General features: G+C 54.0%; 19 protein-coding genes. 12 read left to right on the top strand and 7 right to left on the bottom strand.

What is annotated here, in order from left to right; genetic code table 11:
• Positions 1-256: 256 nt before the first annotated feature.
• Complete coding sequence (locus tag ACMGGX_RS00250) at positions 257-961, top strand: response regulator (RefSeq protein WP_202771353.1); 705 nt, start codon at positions 257-259, stop codon at positions 959-961.
• Positions 958-2,022 (top strand): ATP-binding protein, encoded by a 1,065-nt coding sequence (locus ACMGGX_RS00245; protein ID WP_348561279.1) that lies wholly within the window; start codon positions 958-960, stop codon positions 2,020-2,022. Before ACMGGX_RS00250 ends, ACMGGX_RS00245 begins: the two co-directional genes overlap by 4 nt.
• Here the strand turns inward: ACMGGX_RS00245 and ACMGGX_RS00240 are convergent.
• The 7 genes from ACMGGX_RS00240 to pspF form a co-directional block, all read right to left on the bottom strand.
• A complete protein-coding gene (locus ACMGGX_RS00240) occupies positions 2,003-2,944 on the bottom strand; it encodes an ATP-grasp fold amidoligase family protein (RefSeq protein ID WP_348561278.1) in 942 nt (313 codons plus the stop codon). The genes ACMGGX_RS00245 and ACMGGX_RS00240 overlap by 20 nt on opposite strands.
• A gap of 161 nt (positions 2,945-3,105) precedes the next feature.
• A complete protein-coding gene (gene sapF, locus ACMGGX_RS00235) occupies positions 3,106-3,912 on the bottom strand; it encodes a putrescine export ABC transporter ATP-binding protein SapF (protein ID WP_023312051.1) in 807 nt (268 codons plus the stop codon).
• Between the two features lies 1 nt (position 3,913).
• On the bottom strand, positions 3,914-4,906 hold the full coding sequence (gene sapD / locus ACMGGX_RS00230) for a putrescine export ABC transporter ATP-binding protein SapD (RefSeq protein WP_033145732.1): 993 nt from the start codon (positions 4,904-4,906) through the stop codon (positions 3,914-3,916).
• Positions 4,906-5,796 carry a putrescine export ABC transporter permease SapC gene (gene sapC / locus ACMGGX_RS00225; RefSeq protein WP_420297881.1) on the bottom strand — a complete coding sequence of 297 codons (891 nt, stop codon included), beginning with the start codon at positions 5,794-5,796 and terminating at the stop codon, positions 4,906-4,908. The genes sapD and sapC overlap by 1 nt, the downstream gene beginning before the upstream one ends.
• Positions 5,783-6,748, bottom strand: a complete 966-nt coding sequence (sapB, locus tag ACMGGX_RS00220) for a putrescine export ABC transporter permease SapB (protein ID WP_023312049.1) — start codon at positions 6,746-6,748, stop codon at positions 5,783-5,785. The genes sapC and sapB overlap by 14 nt, the downstream gene beginning before the upstream one ends.
• Positions 6,745-8,385 carry an ABC transporter substrate-binding protein SapA gene (gene sapA, locus ACMGGX_RS00215; protein ID WP_420297880.1) on the bottom strand — a complete coding sequence of 547 codons (1,641 nt, stop codon included), beginning with the start codon at positions 8,383-8,385 and terminating at the stop codon, positions 6,745-6,747. The genes sapB and sapA overlap by 4 nt, the downstream gene beginning before the upstream one ends.
• 88 nt (positions 8,386-8,473) lie before the next feature.
• On the bottom strand, positions 8,474-9,451 hold the full coding sequence (gene pspF, locus ACMGGX_RS00210) for a phage shock protein operon transcriptional activator (protein WP_420297879.1): 978 nt from the start codon (positions 9,449-9,451) through the stop codon (positions 8,474-8,476).
• 166 nt (positions 9,452-9,617) lie between these two features.
• Here pspF and pspA point away from each other — a divergent pair, with 166 nt between their 5' ends.
• The 10 genes from pspA to ACMGGX_RS00160 all read left to right on the top strand — a co-directional run bounded on the left by pspA (position 9,618) and on the right by ACMGGX_RS00160 (position 17,978).
• Complete coding sequence (gene pspA / locus ACMGGX_RS00205) at positions 9,618-10,286, top strand: phage shock protein PspA (RefSeq protein WP_029740507.1); 669 nt, start codon at positions 9,618-9,620, stop codon at positions 10,284-10,286.
• Positions 10,287-10,335: 49 nt separating this feature from the next.
• Entirely contained in the window at positions 10,336-10,560 is a 225-nt protein-coding gene (pspB, locus tag ACMGGX_RS00200; RefSeq protein WP_023312045.1) for an envelope stress response membrane protein PspB, read from the top strand.
• On the top strand, positions 10,560-10,919 hold the full coding sequence (gene pspC / locus ACMGGX_RS00195) for an envelope stress response membrane protein PspC (RefSeq protein WP_023312044.1): 360 nt from the start codon (positions 10,560-10,562) through the stop codon (positions 10,917-10,919). Before pspB ends, pspC begins: the two co-directional genes overlap by 1 nt.
• A 12-nt stretch (positions 10,920-10,931) precedes the next feature.
• Positions 10,932-11,156, top strand: coding sequence for a phage shock protein PspD (gene pspD / locus ACMGGX_RS00190; RefSeq protein ID WP_023312043.1), 225 nt, complete (start codon positions 10,932-10,934; stop codon positions 11,154-11,156).
• A 197-nt stretch (positions 11,157-11,353) separates the two neighbouring features.
• Complete coding sequence (locus ACMGGX_RS00185) at positions 11,354-13,051, top strand: sugar phosphorylase (RefSeq protein ID WP_420297878.1); 1,698 nt, start codon at positions 11,354-11,356, stop codon at positions 13,049-13,051.
• A gap of 14 nt (positions 13,052-13,065) precedes the next feature.
• Positions 13,066-14,358 carry an ABC transporter substrate-binding protein gene (locus ACMGGX_RS00180; RefSeq protein ID WP_420297877.1) on the top strand — a complete coding sequence of 431 codons (1,293 nt, stop codon included), beginning with the start codon at positions 13,066-13,068 and terminating at the stop codon, positions 14,356-14,358.
• 22 nt (positions 14,359-14,380) lie between these two features.
• A complete protein-coding gene (locus ACMGGX_RS00175; RefSeq protein ID WP_029740504.1) occupies positions 14,381-15,262 on the top strand; it encodes a carbohydrate ABC transporter permease in 882 nt (293 codons plus the stop codon).
• Positions 15,249-16,091 carry a carbohydrate ABC transporter permease gene (locus ACMGGX_RS00170; protein WP_420297876.1) on the top strand — a complete coding sequence of 281 codons (843 nt, stop codon included), beginning with the start codon at positions 15,249-15,251 and terminating at the stop codon, positions 16,089-16,091. Before ACMGGX_RS00175 ends, ACMGGX_RS00170 begins: the two co-directional genes overlap by 14 nt.
• Positions 16,092-16,119: 28 nt before the next feature.
• Positions 16,120-17,172, top strand: a complete 1,053-nt coding sequence (locus ACMGGX_RS00165) for a zinc-dependent alcohol dehydrogenase (RefSeq protein ID WP_420297875.1) — start codon at positions 16,120-16,122, stop codon at positions 17,170-17,172.
• Between the two features lie 17 nt (positions 17,173-17,189).
• Positions 17,190-17,978 (top strand): sugar phosphate isomerase/epimerase family protein, encoded by a 789-nt coding sequence (locus ACMGGX_RS00160; protein WP_420297874.1) that lies wholly within the window; start codon positions 17,190-17,192, stop codon positions 17,976-17,978.
• Positions 17,979-17,981: the final 3 nt, after the last annotated feature.

Raw genomic sequence — 17,981 nt, 5'->3', positions numbered from 1 at the left:
CAACTTCATAAAGTCTTTAAGTAACAGGATTAATTTGCAACGCTCACTGCCAAAAGGGTTATGCCCCAATAGCGATTTTGAACGGGTATTGTCGAGTCTTTATTGACGGAATGTGTAGGCTGTATGGAGAAATAACCGCGCAGGTAAATCAGCCGGGAAATTTTCGCGACTACGGCACTTTTTCCCGGAGGCTGTGTCTTATTGTGCTAAAGATATCTGATAGCGAGCTCAAAGGGATTTCACCCGCGGAGATAAAATGCACAAAAATACGCTGATCCTTGTTGTTGAAGATGAAGACGAAATTGCCGATATACTGATGAGTTACTTAGAGCGTTCGGGAATGAAAACGCTCCGAGCCAGGCAGGGCGAACAGGCCATAGCACTCAATCGCCTCCATAAACCGGATCTCATATTGCTGGACATTCACCTGCCCGTATGTGACGGCTGGAGCGTACTTACCACGCTTCGTCAGGAAAGCGCTGTCCCCGTCATTATGGTTTCCGCTCTCGATCAGGATGTCGATAAGCTCATGGGGCTGAGGCTGGGCGCGGATGATTACGTGATCAAACCCTTCAACCCTTCTGAAGTTGTCGCACGGGTTGAGGCGGTGCTGCGCAGGACAAAACCCGCGCTTCAGCAGGCGGGTTCCCAGCCGCTCAGAACGCCATTTATTACGGTCTACCCGGATGACTTCTACGTGGAAGTCACCGTGGACGCAGAGGTTGTCTCCCCGGTATTAACGACGACCGAATTTAAATTGCTCACATACCTGGTGAGATATCCGCGAAAGGTCTGCTCACGCGAAGAGCTACTCAACGCGTGTCTGCCGGAAGGGGATACGCTCGACAGAACGGTCGATAGCCACATGAGCAAGTTGCGTAAAAAACTGGAGCTTGCCGGCCTTTACGGTGTTCCCGAGAGTATCAGAGGCATGGGCTACCGGCTTGGGGAAAAGAAATGAACAAAGAGTCTGTCCTGAGTCGTCAGATCTTAACGTATATGCTGTTGCTGACGTTTACGATCATTGCCATCGCCATACTCGGCTCCTGGTTTTTTTACTCCTTTATTCTGGATCACCTCCCGGGCGGCCCTGCTGCGGGCGATGACGAGCAGATGACGATGTGGGACTGGGTATGGATTGGGACCGCGACTACGATCAGTATGATTATTGCCCTCTTTTTCACGGTCAAACTTTCATCGCGGATACTCACCCCGCTAAACGCGGTAGCGTCCAGCCTGAAAAAGATTTCTCAGGGCGATCTGGACGCCAGGGCATTTTGCGCCAGTTCCCGGCTGGGTGAGATCAATCACCTGGTGACGGATTTCAATGAAATGGCGGAAAAATTACAGACGCTGGATATTCAGAGGAAATCCTGGAATGCCGCTATCGCGCATGAGCTGAGAACCCCGGTCACGATCTTACGCGGACGGCTTCAGGGGTTGGTTGACGGCGTTTTTACCCCGGATCCGGTGCTGTTTAATAATCTTCTCAAACAGACGGAAGGGTTAACCCGCCTGATTGAAGATCTCCGGGTTGTCAGTTCGAATGGCGGGGCGGGATACACGTTATGCCAGTCCAGAACGGATCTAAAAGGGGCAATCCAGAACGCACTCGATACGTTCATGCCCGAGTTCAGCCGTAAGGCATTTACCGTCAATACAGACCTGAGGGAGCAGCAGTGCGTATTCGATCCATTACGCATCAATCAGTGTCTGACCGTTTTATTTGATAATGCCTTACACTATTCAACCTCGCGCACGCTCATCGTGAAAAATGGCGTTTCTGATAAAGGCAATTATATCCTTATTCAGGACGGGGGACCGGGCATCCCCAGAGAGTTTCATGATTTCCTGTTTCAGCCCTTTCAGCGCGATAATGGCGCCAGACATGTGAACCCGGAAGGCTGTGGCTTGGGCCTGTCGGTGGTAAAAGCCATCATGCTGGCTCATGGTGGCGATGTTACCTATACCTTATCGACGCAAAACCACTCGATATTTAAACTCACCTGGCCCGACTCGTGAGCTTCAGCGGCAGGTCAAATGTGCCTGCCGGCGATAAATGCCATATTTTTCCTAACTTAGCATCCCATTCCTGCGGGGTAATCGTCAGTTTACCGCGTCTCGGGCTTAAGGTTATTTCGCTGAAATAGATTTCATCTTTTTTTAGCATAAGGTCAACGCGGCAGTAGTCAATTCCATCCGCCAGCTCCTGGGAGGCCAACAGTGCCTGACGGAACAAGAGCGGTTCGACAGGCGTTGCTGAAGTATTCGGATATTCCATCCGGAAGGGTTGTAAGTTCCAGTGCCTGTCATAAACGTTGATAAACCCTTTGCCGTTATCATCCGTAAAATCCGCCTCTACATAGTGGGCAACGCCGTGAAAGCAATGGATCCTCAGCATTTCGGGCGTTGTGTTCCTGTCAGCATTGTCGAAGAGATCGACAAACGGCTCGCAAAGTATACTTGGCGTAATGTTTTTGTACTGCCATTCGCGCGTGGTGTAGTAAAGATTTTTCTTTAACGCGAGGCTCAGTTTTTTACACGCTTCTTTTTCATTAAATTGTGCTTTGTTTGTACATATTATTGTGCTGCCGCTGTCATGGTTGCACTTAAGGACGAATTTGTCAGGAAGAACTGAAAAATCAATCTGCGACGGCCTGGTATAAACGCCAATTAATGGCACCGTTTTCACGCGCGTTGTTCTGGAGGAAACGTATGCCCGAACGGCGAGTTTATCGGCAAGCATCGTGTAGAAGTTATTATGGTCATAGACCAGACGATGACATATTTTTTCACTCAACGTCGTGGGCGAGTTAATGTCAGGAGTTTCCCCGGTTGATTTTTTAAGCCTCACGGTATGAAAATGCAGGTCCGTCATTAAAAATGAGCGGCATTTTCTGATGAGATACTCTGTGTATTTTAAAACGTAAGTGGCGGTGTTCATTTCTTCTCCTCCGTAATGTCCGGATATTCTGGAGAAGAACTGTTGATTGATATTGCTTAAAATATGGAGCAGGGATGGAGACGAAAAATTAAAGGATTAAATAGCGCACGCAGGCTATTTAATCCTTAATTTAACGGGGTAGTTTTTGTGAAGCGTCGCGCTTAGCGGTCCTTTCTCCACGCATCGGCGGTTAATGCTTCACCGAAATGACCGGCAATCAGCCGTTTTGTCAGTTCATGAAGCGGAGAGGCCATCACATCCGCCGTGCTGCCGCGCTCTACCACTTCACCCTGGTGCATGACCATCACCTGATCGCTGATGTGCTTCATCATTCCCAGATGCTGGGTGACGTAGATATACGAGATCCCCTGTTTTTCCTGCAATTCCAGCATCAGGTTAATCAGCTGCGAGCGCATCGACATATCCAGCGAGGCAAGCGCTTCATCCGCAATGATCACTTTTGGCCGCAAAATCAACGCACGCGCCAGACCCAGACGCTGTTTCTGGCCTGGTGCCAGCATATGCGGGTAGTAGCTTTCGTGATCCGGTAATAGCCCAACCATACGCAGGGTTTCAAATACGCGCTTACGGCGCGCCTCTGGCTCCAGGTCGGTGTTCAGACGCAGCGGAAAATCGAGGATCTGCGAAATGCGCTGGCGCGGGTTAAGAGAGGTAGACGGATCCTGGAAGATCATGCGGATGCGCTGGCTGCGGAAAGAGTAATCGCCGAACGTCAGAGGATGATCGTCAATCAACACTTCGCCTGCAGTGGGTTCAACCATGCCGGCGAGCATTTTCGCCAGGGTGGATTTCCCGGAACCGTTCTCGCCGATGATCGCCAGAGTCTGTTTTTCACGCAGCGTAAAGCTCAGCGGCTTCACCGCGTCGACAGTTTGACGATGAAACAGCCCCGTGCGGTAGCGAAAGGTCTTACTCAGGTTGCGGACTTCCAGTAAGGTTTCGACCATTTCACTCTCTCTCCATGTTCAGCGGGAAATGACAGGCGTATAGATGATTTTTGGCCCCGGTCAGGCGTGGCGTCTCGATACATTTACGCTGAGCATAGGGACACCGCGGCCCCAGACGACAGCCTATCGGCAGGGATTCCAGCAGCGGAATCGCCCCCGGCAGGGTATTCAGGCGGCTCTTATGCGGCATCGCGCTGCCAAAATCCGGAATGGCGCGGATAAGCGCCTGCGTATACGGATGATGCGGCGCGCCGATCAGATCTTCACTCGGCGCGGTTTCGACCGTTTGCCCGCAGTACATGACGTCAATTTTATCCGCCCATTTGCTGAGCATTTGCAGGTCATGGCTGATCAGCAAAATGGTGGTGTTGTTATTCTGGTTGAGACGCGACAGCAGACGGAAAATTTGCGCCTGCGTGGTGGGTTCCATCGCGTTGGTGGGCTCATCCGCAATCAGCAAACGCGGCTGATTTGCCAGCGCAATGGCAATCATCACTTTCTGACATTCGCCGTCGGTCAGCTCATAAGGGAAGCTGCGCATCGCATCTTTGTGATCTTTGATCCCGACGCGGTGTAAAAGCTCGATGGCGCGGCGCTTGCGCCAGCCAACGCGTTGCCACCAGCGGCCTTTATAGGTCCAGCCGGGAATGTTCTGCATGAGCTGTTTACCCACGCGTTCGGACGGATCGAGACAGGACTGCGGCTCCTGGAAAATCATCGAGACGTTATGCCCGACCAGCTTTCTCCGCTCGCGGGGGGAGAGGCGCAGCAGATCGATATCATCAAAACGCATACGGTCTGCCGTCACGCGCCAGTTGTCTTTCGCCACGCCGCATATAGCTTTGGCAATCAGGCTTTTTCCTGAGCCGGATTCCCCCACCAGCCCGCGAATTTCACCCTCCGCAAGGGTGATACTGATGCGATCGACGGCTTTAACCCAGCCTTCACCGGTTTTAAATTCGATGGTGAGGTTGCGAATATCAAGAAGCGGCATTATTGCACCCCCGCGTTAATTGCACGGCGAATACCGTCGCCCAGCAGGTTGATAAGCAGCACGCTCACCATAATGGCCGCACCCGGCAGCATGACCGTCCACGGTGCCACGTAGATTAGCTCCAGCGCGTCGCCGAGCATCGCACCCCATTCGGGCGACGGCAGCTGTGCACCGAGATCGAGGAAGCCGAGCGCCGCGATGTCCAGGATCGCCATCGACAGGGCGCGGGTGATCTCTGTGACCAACCCGGCGGCGATGTTGGGCAGTACGGCAAACCACAGAATGTTGAAGGTTGTCGCGCCGTCCAGACGCGCGGCAACGACGTACTCTTTTTCCAGCTCATCATGCACCATGCTGTAAACCGAGCGCACGATGCGGGGCAGGATAGCCAGCCAGACGGCGAACATGGCGTGCGACAGGTGCGGACCGGCAAAGGCAACAACAATGATCGCCAGCAGCAGGGACGGGATCGACAGCAGCGTATCCAGAATGTGGTTAAGCAACGCCGAACGCAGGCCGTGCGTGGATCCTGCAAAAATACCAAGCGCCAGCCCACAGATCGTTGCCGCGAGCGTCACCACAAATGCGCCGCCCACCGTCGGGGCTGCACCGCTCAGCAGACGGCTCAACACGTCACGTCCAAGGTCGTCCGTTCCCAGGAAGAAAGAGACTTCGCCGTAGCGCGACCAGGACGGCGGCAGCAGCTGATAGCCAAGGAACTGCTGGTCGATGCCGTACGGCGCAAACCACGAGCCAAAGACGCAAAGCAACACCAGGCCGGCACAGCCGTAAAGGCCGATCATCGCCGTGGTGTCACCATAGAACTTACGCCACACGGTACGCAGCACGCCGGGCGTGCGCTTTTCACTGTATACGCTATCGTAAGGCATACCATTCCTTATGCTTCAATGGGTTAGCCATGGCACCCAGAATATCGGACAACACGTTAACAATAATCACCAGCGAACCAATCACCATTACGCCGGCAGAAATAGCGGCGTAGTCCTGCTGGCGGATGGCGTTAATCAGCCATCGCCCCAGGCCCGGCCAGCTAAAGACCATCTCGGTGATCATGGCCAGCGTCAGCATGGTGGAAAACTGTAATCCCAGACGCGGAATTACCGGCGGCAGCGCGTTGTGCAGGACGTTGCGGCGCAGTATGGTCAGGCGGGACAACCCGCGCGTGGCCGCGGCTTTGACGTAGTTCTGGTCAAATACCTCAATTGTGCTCAGTCGCATCAGGCGGATCACTTCGGTTGTTGGCGCAACCGCCAGCGTCAGTACCGGCAATACCATATGGCGCACGGCGCTGACGATCATCTCATGGCGCCACACCGAATCGGACAGCCACGCGTCAATGATGGCAAAACCCGTCACCGTTTTAACCGTATAGAGCAGGTCAAAGCGACCCGAAACCGGTAGCCAGCCCATCGTCAGCGAGAAGAACAGCGTCAGCAGCAGCGCCAGCCAGAATACCGGGATGGAGAAGCCGAACAGGGCGAGGGCGCTGATAAACTTATCCTGCCATTTATTGCGATAGATCCCGGCCAGCATACCCACAGGGATGCCGACCATCAGGGCAAAGCCGAAGGCCAGAATGCACAGCTCCATCGTGGCCGGGAATACCTCTTTCAGCTGCTGGGAAATCAGCTGCCCGTTAATGCTGGACACGCCGAAATCCCAGTGCAGCAGCCCGTTAAACCAGAACAGCCAGGCATCCCACAGCGACGACCCCTGGAGCGGGGCGTGGGGCGTGAAATAGCTCAGGCTGAAGCCGACAAAGTTCAGGAAAAAGAGCGTCACCAGCAGCAAAAGGAGCCGACGTAAGGTAAAAATAATCATGGTTTTTTCACCTCTTGTTCTTTTTCACGCGACACGCCGGCAAACGAGGCGTTGCCGAACGGACTCAGCACCAGACCTTTAATATCATAACGATAGGCCTGAAGGCGCAGGGAAGAGGCCAGCGGCAGCACCGGCAGCTCCTGGGCAAGGATCTTCTGCGCTTCATCATAGGCGTCGATGCGTGAGGCCAGCTGCTGGGAAGCCAGCGCTTTTTGCAGCACGGCGTCAAACTCCCGGTTACACCAGTGGGCGTAGTTGGTCTGCGAATTTATCGCCGCACAGCTCAGCAGCGGCCGGAAGAAACTGTCCGGATCGTTACTGTCGGTCGCCCAGCCGGTCAGGGTTAAATCATGATTCATGTCCATCAGGCGCGCCTCCTGGAAACGGCCCTCAACCGGTACGATGATCACTTTGACGCCCACCTGCGCCATATCTGCCTGCAGCAGTTCGGCGGTCTTGAGCGGGCTCGGGTTCCACGCCTGGGAACTGGTTGGCACCCAAAGCTGCAGCGTGAGGTTTTCCGCCCCCAGCGCCTTCAGCTGCTCACGCGCTTTGGCCGGATTGTATTCCGTAATTTTAGCTTCACCGTCATAGGCCCACGAGGCGCGCGGTAAAATTGAGGCGGCTGTTTCCGCCGTGCCGTAGTAGATCGACTGCATCAAACGCTGGTTGTTAATCGCCAGCGCCAGAGCGTGACGTACGGCAGGGTTATTCAACGGCGGCTTATCCGTGTTAAAGGCCAGATAAGCGATATTCATGCCGGGGCGTAACGTCAGGCGCAGGCGCGGATCGTCACGCAAAATGGTGAGCTGGCTGGCCGCGGGCCAGGCGAGTACATCGCACTCCCCGGTGAGCAGTTTTGACAGACGTCCTGTCCCGCCTGAACCGAGATCGACCACCACCTGCGGCATCAGCGGGGTGCCGCGCCAGAAATGCTCATGACGCTGCAGACGAATATATTGCCCGGCGCGGTATTCGGCGAGCTGGAACGGACCTGTGCCGACCGGCTGACGATCGAGCAACTCCTGGCGATCTTTTTTCGTCAGGTTCGCCGCGTATTCAGCGGACATGACCGATGCATAGTGGGTCGCCAGGTGCCAGAGGAAGGAAGCATCCGGGCGCGTCAGCGTAAATTCAACCGTCCGGTTGTCCAGCTTGCGCACGCTCTTGACGGTGTCGGCAAACTGCAGGCTGTCGAAATAGGGGAAGTTGCTGCCGTTAACGTTATGCCACGGGTGGTTGCGGTTAAAGATGCGCTGGAAAGTAAAGACCACGTCATCTGCGTTCAGCTTGCGCGTGGGGGTAAACCACGGCGTGCGCTGAAATGCGACGTCATCGCGCAGGTGAAAACGGTAGGTTGCGCCGTTATCCAGCACTTCCCAGCTTTCCGCCAGCTCAGGCACCAGACGGTAGGTGTAAGGATCAACATCAAGCAGACGGTCGTAAAGCTGCGCGGCCAGGGTATCCACGATCAGGCCGCTGCCCGCTTTTTGCGGGTTGAAGGTGTCCACCTGGCCGCTTACGCAATAGACGAAGCCGCTGTCACGAATGTCAGGCTGCGGAGCTAGCCCGGGCGCGGCAAAGGCCAGGCTGCTAAACAGACCGAGTGCAAAAAAGGACGATAAAACCAGACGCATAATTTTTAAGGTTTTTAGGTTCGATCTGCAAAGTGTATCGCACTTACGCCTGCTTCGTAAAAATGTCTGCGGGTAAGTGCTGATATTGTCAGCGCATTTGATGCTTTTTAAGCAATGCCCTTAACTGATGGTAGGTCAGACCCAGCAGTTCAGCCGCCCGTTTCTGGTTATATTTCGCCGTCTTCAGGCTTTGCTCCAGCAGCTGTTTCTCCTGGTCGTTCTGGAACTGGCGTAAATCAAGGGGGAGAGTAGGGAGATCGCCTGAAGACGCTGGTGCGGGCAGCGGCGCTGCGCTGCGCTGAAAAGGATCGATAATAATATTGTCCAGCTCCGTCTCGCTTGTGCCGTGACGATAGACGGAGCGTTCAACGACGTTTTTCAGTTCACGGATATTTCCCGGCCAGTGGTAAGCCAGCAGCGTCTCCTGCGCATAATCGCTGAAGCCGGGGAACAGCGGCAGGCCGAGCTCGCGGCACATCTGAATCGCAAACTGGTCTGCCAGCAGCATGATGTCGCTTTTGCGCTCGCGCAGCGGAGGAAGCTGAACGACGTCAAAGGCCAGGCGGTCAAGCAGGTCGGCACGGAATTTCTCCTCCGCCACCATCTCCGGCAGGTTGGCGTTCGTGGCGCACACCAGGCGCACGTTAACCTGCAGCGGCTGGCTACCGCCGACGCGCTCCAGCTCGCCGTACTCAATCACGCGCAGCAGTTTTTCCTGTACCAGCATGGGCGCGGTGGCCAGTTCATCAAGAAACAGCGTACCGCCGTCGGCGCGCTCAAAGCGTCCGGGATGGCGTTTCTGGGCACCGGTAAACGCGCCCGCCTCATGGCCGAAGAGCTCGGTGTCGAGCAGGTTTTCGTTCAGCGCCGCGCAGTTAAGGGAAATGAAGGGGCCATCCCAGCGCCCGGACAGGTAATGCAGACGGTTGGCTATCAGCTCTTTCCCCGTTCCGCGTTCACCGATGATCAGCACCGGCTTGTTGAGCGGCGCCAGGCGAGAGACCTGTTCCAGCACTTCAAGGAAACTGTTTGCTTCGCCGAGTAAATTGTCTTTGTATCCAGGCATGATGAAATTAACCACTCCTTAGCGATATTCACCAGGCAAGAATAGTTCTTCACTGCATGAAAATCAATCAGGTTCATTAAAATCAATAAGATAAAAAGTTGGCATGATGTTTGTATTATCTGTACAGCAGGGCATAGCCCGATAACAGAACTATGAGGATTAGATTATGGGTATTTTTTCTCGTTTTGCCGACATCGTGAACGCCAACATCAACTCGCTGCTTGAGAAAGCAGAAGATCCGCAGAAGCTGGTCCGCCTGATGATTCAGGAGATGGAAGACACGCTGGTTGAAGTGCGTTCTACCTCCGCCCGCGCGTTGGCGGAGAAAAAACAGCTTACGCGTCGCATTGAACAAGCTACCGCTCAGCTGAACGAATGGCAGGAAAAAGCGGAACTTGCGCTGCGCAAAGATAAAGAGGATCTGGCGCGCGCGGCGCTGATTGAAAAACAGAAGCTGGCCGATATGGTCGCGACGCTCGAGCATGAAGTGACGCTGGTGGACGACACGCTCACCCGTATGAAGAAAGAGATTGGTGAGCTTGAAAACAAACTGAGCGAAACCCGTGCGCGTCAGCAGGCGCTGACCCTGCGTCACCAGGCGGCAAGCTCCTCCCGCGACGTGCGTCGTCAGCTGGACAGCGGTAAGCTGGATGAAGCAATGGCGCGTTTTGAATCGTTTGAACGTCGTATCGACCACATGGAAGCGGAAGCCGAAAGCCACGGCATCGGCAAGCAGAAGTCGCTGGATCAACAGTTCGCCGATCTGAAGGCTGATGATGAAATCAGCGAGCAGCTGGCGGCACTGAAAGCCAAAATGAAGCAAGACAACCAATAATAATTCCTGCGGCACCTGAGCGTGCCGCATCATAAGACAAGGAGTACACATGAGCGCGCTTTTTCTGGCCATTCCCCTGACAATTTTCGTGCTGTTCGTTTTGCCGATTTGGCTATGGCTGCACTACAGCAACCGTTCTTCTCGGGGCGAACTCTCCCAGAGTGAACAACAGCGTCTGGTGCAGCTCTCCGACGAAGCGAACAAAATGCGCGAACGCATTCAGGCGCTGGAAGCCATCCTGGATGCTGAGCATCCAAACTGGAGGGACCGTTAATGTCTGGACTGAATCTGAACAAAAAGCTGTGGCGTATTCCACAGCAGGGCATGGTGCGCGGCGTTTGTGCCGGGCTGGCTCACTATCTTGATGTCCCGGTGAAACTTGTCCGCGTGGTCGCGGTGCTATCGATCTTCTTCGGCCTGGCGTTTATTACCCTGGTGGCATACATCGTCCTGTCGTTTGTTCTTGACCCGATGCCGGAAGGAGAACTGGCTGCGGAGGGAGCCCCGACCAGCAGCGATCTTCTCAATGCGGTTGATGAGCAGCTTGCCGCCGGTGAGAAGCGGCTACGGGAAATGGAACGCTATGTCACGTCGGATACCTTTACGCTGAGAAGTCGCTTTCGTCAGCTTTAAGAGAGAGATGAGATGAAACAACACTGGCAACAGGCCGGTCAGAAGGTAAAACCCGGCCTGAAAATCGCAGGTAAACTGGTCCTGCTGACCGCGTTACGGTTCGGCCCGGCAGGTGTGGCGGGTTGGGCAATTAAATCTGTAGCCCGCAAGCCGGTCAGAATGGTGCTGGCCGTGGCGCTAGAACCGCTGTTGCAAAAGGTGGCAAAACGGCTTTCTCGCCGCTACTTATCCCAATAATTCCCGCTGGCGTTAGCCCGTTCCCTGACGGGGGAGGGACTGGCGAGGGTTAACCGCATTTCCTCTTTTCCCCGTTCTTTCTTTGCGGCAGCTCACAATATTGCGCTGAGCTGCTTTGCAATCACCTTTTTCTCCTTTCTGGTCCGTTGACAGATATTTTTCATGGGAGTAGATTGCCACTTCGTGGGACCGCTACCATGGAAAATGAAATGAATACAAAAATTAAAGAGATCATTAATTTTGTTTACGGGGAAACGTTTTCTGAAGCCCATCTTAATGTGCTGCTGGAAAATATTGAAAAGGCCGCTTCTGTTATTACGGAAAAACGTAAAACGGGTTGGGATGAAAAAGACGTTGTCCTGATCACCTATGCCGATCAGTTTTCAGCGAAAGGGGAGAAGGCGCTGCCTGTTTTTACACGTTTTTATAACAGGTGGCTTTCTCATTCTTTTTCTCATGTCCATCTCTTGCCTTTTTATCCATGGTCTTCAGACGACGGGTTTTCTGTTATTGATTATCATGAGGTTGCACCGGAAACCGGAACGTGGCGAGACGTTGCCGAATTAAAACAGTCAGCCAGTTTAATGTTTGATTTCGTATGCAACCATATGTCGGCCAAAAGCAAATGGTTCGCTAATTATCTGAAACAAATGCCAGGATATGACGATTTCTTTATTTCCGTCGATCCTGAAACAGACTTATCCGCGGTGACGCGTCCGCGTGCCTTACCGCTTCTTACGCCTTTCACGCTGCATGACGGCAGCGTGCGACACCTGTGGACCACTTTCAGCGAGGACCAGGTTGATCTCAATTTCGCCTCTCCGCAGGTGCTGATCGCGATGGTCGACGTGCTGCTGCATTACCTGATTGAAGGGGCGCGATATATTCGTCTGGATGCTGTAGGCTTCATGTGGAAACTACCCGGAACAAACTGCATCCACCTTGAGCAAACCCATCAGCTCATCCAGCTTTTCCGCGCCATTACCGAGGCTGTCGCCCCGGGAACGGTGATTATCACCGAGACGAACGTTCCGCATAAAGATAACGTTGCTTACTTTGGTGACGGTGAAAATGAAGCGCAGATGGTTTATCAGTTCTCTTTGCCCCCGCTGGTGCTGCATGCGGTGCATTGTCAGGACGTCCGGACGCTGAGCCAGTGGGCGGCGTCGCTGACGTTGCCTTCCACGAAAACCACCTGGTTTAACTTCCTGGCCTCGCATGACGGGATTGGTCTGAATCCGTTACGCGGAATTTTACCCGAGTCGGAAATCCTCTCGCTTGTGGAAAAACTTCAGGCTGAAGGGGCGTTGGTTAACTGGAAAAATAACCCGGATGGAACACGCAGTCCTTATGAAATTAATGTGACCTATCTGGATGCATTAAGTACGCGTAACAGTCCTGACAGCCAACGGATTGCCCGTTTTATTCTGGCGCATGCCGTCCTTTTAAGCTTCCCCGGCGTGCCTGCGGTTTATATCCAGAGCATTCTCGGTTCCCGTAATGATTATGCAGGTGTTGAGCGCCTGGGATATAACCGTGCGATTAATCGTGAGAAATATATCGCAGGACAAATTGATGGCGAGCTTGAAGATAAAAATAGCCTGCGCTCTCAGGTCTATTACTCGTTAAGCCAGTTAATCGCGCTGCGTCGGGCGGAGAAAGCATTTCACCCTGACAGTGAGGCTTATTTTAGCGCGTCAGGTGAACATGTTTTAAAAATCGTTCGTGTGGCGGTTTGTGGTGAAAAAATAACGGCGCTGTTTAATTTCAGTGACGGCATTCAAACGGTGGAATCCGATATTCAATCCGGAAAGGACTTGATCACCGGAAACGATATTACAGACAAAAAGCTGACCCTACATCCATGGCAGGTGTTGTGGATTAAAGAAAACTAAAAAGGACCTTAAAAATGAAAATGCCCAGAATTGTGCTGATTTCAGCACTGGTTTCGTGCGCCTTGTTATCAGGCTGCAAGGACGACAAAAAGTCTGCTGTCACCATTGAGTTTATGCACTCGTCAGTCGAGCAGGAGCGTCAGGCGGTTATAACGAAGCTTATCGAAAAGTTCGAGAAAGAGAACCCCGGCATCACGGTGAAACAGGTGCCGGTAGAAGAGGATGCCTACAACACCAAGGTCATTACGCTCGCCAGAACGGGCGCGCTGCCCGAGGTGATTGAGGTCAGCCATGACTACGCGAAAGTTATGGACAAGGAACAGCTACTGGATCGCAAAGCTATCGGCGAAGCCATTAAAGCGGTAGGCGAGGACACCTTCTATGACGGCATTTTGCGTGTTGTTCGTACGGAAGACGGTTCTGCCTTGACGGGAGTGCCAGTCAGCGCCTGGCTATCCGGCGTCTGGTATCACAAAGATGCGCTTGCTGCGGCAGGTATCCAGGAGCCGCATAACTGGGAACAGCTGCTGAAAGCCAGCCAGAGGCTCAACGACCCGGCCAAAAAACATTACGGCATTGCGCTGCCCACCGCCGAAAGCGTGATGACGGAGCAGGCATTCTCCCAGTTTGCGCTTTCCGGCGGCGCGAACGTTTTTGATGCCAAAGGGAACGTCGATATCGATACCTCTGAAATGGCAAAAGCCCTGGCGTTTTACAAAGATCTGGCCGCGACCACCATGCCGGGTTCAAACGACGTCATGGAGATCAAAGATGCCTTCATGAACGGTTCTGCGCCTATGGCGGTTTACTCCACCTACATCCTTCCGGCGGTATTCCAGGACGGAAACCCTGCCAACCTGGGCTTCGTCGTCCCAACAGAAACCTCTTCTGCTGTTTACGGCATGGTCACGTCGCTGACGATTACCACCGGTCAAACCGAAGATGAAACTCAGGCGGCTGAAAAGTTTGTGACCTGGATGGAGCAGGCTCAAAACGCAACCGACTGGGTCATGATGTCGCCTGGCGCGGCACTGCCGGTGAACAAGCTGGTGGTGGGCACCGATACCTGGAAAAACAACGATGTGATCAAAGCGTTTGGACAACTGCCTTACGAACTGATTGCGCAGTTCCCGAATGTGCAGGTGTTTGGCTCGGTGGGGGACAAAAACTTCACACGCATGGGCGATGTTACCGGGTCCGGCATCATCAGTTCCATGGTGCATAACGTCACGGTGGGGAAAAAAGATCTCAGCAACACGCTTAGTAACAGCCAGAAGCGTCTGACCGATCTGATTTCACAACGATAGGAGCGCTCTGCGGAAGGAAATTATGAAGACGTTGTTTTCTGGTCGTTCAGATATGCCTTTCGCCATGCTGCTGTTGGCCCCCAGCCTGATTTTGCTGGGGGGCCTGGTGGCCTGGCCAATGATTTCCAATATTGAAATCAGTTTCTTACGTCTGCCGCTCAACCCGCGTATTGATGCGGTGTTCGTCGGGTTGGATAACTACATCCGCATTCTGGGAGATGCTGCGTTCTGGCACTCCCTGTGGATGACGTTCTGGTATACCGCGCTGGTGGTGATCGGCAGCACGGGGTTGGGGCTGGCGGTTGCGATCTTCTTTAACCGTGAATTCCGTCTGCGGAAAACGGCACGTTCACTGGTGATTTTGTCCTACGTCACCCCGTCCATTTCGCTGGTGTTTGCATGGAAATACATGTTCAACAACGGCTACGGCATTGTGAACTATCTGGGCGTTGACCTGCTGCATCTGTATGACCAGGCACCCCTGTGGTTCGACAATCCTGGCAGCAGCTTTGTGCTGGTGGTGTTGTTCGCCATCTGGCGCTACTTCCCGTACGCGTTCATTTCGTTCCTCGCGATTTTGCAGACCATTGATAAGTCGCTGTATGAAGCGGCGGAAATGGACGGCGCGAATGCCTGGCAGCGTTTTCGAATCGTTACGCTACCCGCGATTATGCCGGTGCTGGCAACGGTAGTGACGCTCCGCACTATCTGGATGTTCTACATGTTTGCGGATGTCTACCTGTTGACGACCAAGGTCGATATTTTGGGCGTCTACCTCTACAAAACGGCATTCGCTTTCAACGATTTGGGGAAGGCTGCGGCGATCTCCGTTGTGCTGTTTGTGATCATCTTCGCGGTGATTCTGCTGACCAGAAAAAGGGTAAACCTCAATGGCAACAAATAAACGCGTACTGAGCCGTATTGGTTTTTATCTCGGTCTGGCGGTGTTCCTGGTCATCACGCTGTTCCCGTTCTTCGTGATGCTGATGACGTCATTCAAGAGCGCGAAAGAGGCCATATCGCTTAACCCGACCATTTTGCCGCAGGCGTGGACGCTGCAGCATTACGTCGACATCTTTAATCCGCTGATTTTCCCGTTCCTGGACAATTTCAAAAACAGCATGGTGGTGTCGCTGACCTCCTCGGTGATTGCCGTGTTTCTCGGCACGCTGGGGGCTTACGCCTTGTCCAAACTGCGTTTTAAGGGCCGCACGACGATCAACGCGAGTTTTTACACCGTCTACATGTTCTCCGGAATATTGCTGGTGGTGCCGCTGTTCAAAATCATCACTGCCCTTGGGATCTACGACACCGAGCTGGCGCTGATTATCACCATGGTGACCCAAACGTTACCGACAGCGGTGTTCATGCTGCGCAGCTATTTCGACACCATCCCGGACGAAATCGAAGAAGCCGCGATGATGGACGGCCTTAACCGCCTGCAAATCATCTTCCGCATCACCGTGCCGCTGGCGATTTCCGGGCTCGTATCGGTGTTTGTCTACTGCTTCATGGTGGCGTGGAACGACTATCTGTTTGCGTCCATTTTCCTGTCCAGCGCCAGCAATTTCACCTTGCCGGTCGGACTGAACACGCTCTTTAGCACGCCAGATTATATCTGGGGTCGCATGATGGCGGCATCGCTGGTGACGGCGCTTCCGGTGGTCATCATGTACGCCCTGTCTGAACGTTTTATTAAAAGTGGTTTGACCGCCGGTGGCGTGAAGGGCTGAGGCGGCCAATTTTAACAAGGAGTCAGTCATGAAAAAATTAGTAGCGACAGCGCCACGCGTGGCGGCGCTGGTGGAATATGAAGATCGTGCTGTGGGAGCGCATGAAGTGAAAATTCGTTCACGCTTTGGCGCGCCGAAGCACGGCACTGAAGTCGTGGATTTCCGCGCGGCAAGCCCGTTTATTGACGAAGAGTTCAACGCGGAGTGGCAGATGTTCACGCCGCGTGAAGAGGGGACGGCCCGCGGGATCGAATTCGGTAAGTTCCAGCTGGGCAACATGATTGTTGGCGAGATTATCGAATGCGGTGATGACGTCACGGAATATCAGATCGGCGACAGCGTCTGCTGCTACGGCCCGCTGCAGGAAACGCTGATCGTTAACGCGGTGAACAACTACAAGCTGCGCAAAATGCCGCAGGGTGCGTCCTGGAAAAACGCCGTTTGCTACGATCCGGCGCAGTTCGCCATGAGCGGCGTGCGTGATGCCAACGTCCGCGTGGGCGACTTTGTGGTCGTGGTCGGTCTGGGAGCCATTGGGCAGATTGCGATTCAGCTGGCGAAAAAAGCCGGTGCGTCAGTGGTTATCGGCGTTGATCCAATCGAACACCGCTGTGAGATCGCCCGTCGTCATGGGGCAGACCACTGTCTGAACCCAATAGGCACTGATGTCGGTCTGGAAATCAAAAAGCTGACCGGGAAGCAGGGCGCGGACGCGATCATCGAAACCAGCGGCTTTGCAGATGCGCTGCAGTCCGCGCTGCGCGGACTTGCCTACGGCGGCACCATCTCCTATGTAGCTTTCGCAAAACCGTTCGCGGAAGGCTTTAACCTCGGCCGCGAAGCGCATTTCAATAACGCGAAGATTGTCTTCTCCCGCGCCTGCAGCGAGCCCAACCCGGACTACCCGCGCTGGAGCCGCAAGCGTATTGAAGAGACCTGCTGGGAACTGCTGATGAACGGCTATCTGAATTGTGACGATCTGATCGATCCGGTCGTGACCTTCGCCACCACCCCGGAAAGCTATATGAAGTATGTCGATCAGCACCCGGAACTCAGTATCAAAATGGGCGTCACTTTTTAAGCTAAGGACAGCAAATCATGAAGATCGCAACACAAAACCAGGCCTTTTTCCCAACCAACATCATGGAAAAATTCGAGTACATCAAAGCGATGGGTTTTGATGGCTACGAAATTGACGGCCGCCTGCTGGTTGAAAACCTCGACGACGTAAAAGCCGCTATTAAAGCCACCGGTCTGCCGGTGACAACGGCCTGCGGTGGATACGATGGCTGGATCGGTGATTTCATCGAAGAGCGTCGTCTGAACGGATTAAAGCAGATTGAACGCATTCTGGAAGCGCTGGCTGAAGTGGGCGGCAAGGGCATTATCGTGCCTGCTGCCTGGGGGATGTTCACCTTCCGTCTGCCGCCAATGACCTCTCCACGCAGCCTGGACGGTGACCGCAAAGCCGTAAGCGCCTCCCTGCGCTGGCTGGATGAGGTGGCGGCGCGCACCGGAACAACCGTCTACCTGGAACCGCTGAACCGCTATCAGGATCACATGATCAACACCCTGGCTGACGCGCGTCGCTATATCGAAGAGAACGGTCTGAAGCATGTGCAGATCATCGGCGATTTCTATCATATGAACATCGAAGAAGACTCGCTGACGGATGCGCTGCATCAGCACCGCGATCTGCTGGGCCATGTGCACATTGCAGATAACCACCGCTACCAGCCGGGCAGCGGCAGCCTCGATTTTGCCAGCCTGTTCGATCAGCTGCGTGCCGATAACTACCAGGGTTACGTGGTGTATGAGTGCCGTGTTCGCGCCGAGGATCCGGCTCAGGCATACCGGGATTCGCTCACTTACTTGCGTGAATGCTAAGGA

The sequence above is a fragment of the Enterobacter sp. BNK-29 genome (assembly GCF_048684785.1).
In the GTDB taxonomy this organism is placed as follows: Bacteria; Pseudomonadota; Gammaproteobacteria; order Enterobacterales; family Enterobacteriaceae; genus Enterobacter; species Enterobacter cloacae_M.
The sequence above is the reverse complement of the archived record's forward strand: the minus strand, read 5'-3'. Positions and strand labels throughout refer to the sequence as shown.